This is a genomic window from Sedimentibacter sp. B4 (assembly GCF_000309315.1).
Classification (GTDB): Bacteria; Bacillota; Clostridia; order Tissierellales; family Sedimentibacteraceae; genus Sedimentibacter; species Sedimentibacter saalensis.
In genome coordinates this window covers 1-232 of the sequence record NZ_CANG01000785.1, presented here as the reverse complement: position 1 = coordinate 232, position 232 = coordinate 1, and the positions used below count along the sequence as shown (strand labels likewise).

Here is a 232-nt window from a genome sequence, read left to right as displayed (position 1 = left end):
CCTCGGCCATCGTGATCTGGACATGGTCGATGTAGTTGCGGTTCCAGATCGGCTCGAACATCGTGTTCGCGAAGCGGAAGGCGAGCAGGTTCTGCACGGTCTCCTTGCCGAGATAGTGGTCGATCCGGAAGATGCTGGACGGCTCGAACGCCCTCGACAGCTTCTTCTCCAGCGCACGGGCGCTGGCCAGGTCGTGACCGAACGGCTTCTCGATCACCACCCGCCGCCACGA

1 pseudogene is annotated in these 232 nt (G+C 62.5%); it reads right to left on the bottom strand.

The annotated features are described in order from the left end of the window. A pseudogene (locus BN358_RS24340) lies at window positions 1–232 on the bottom strand (glucose-6-phosphate dehydrogenase); the annotation flags it as partial.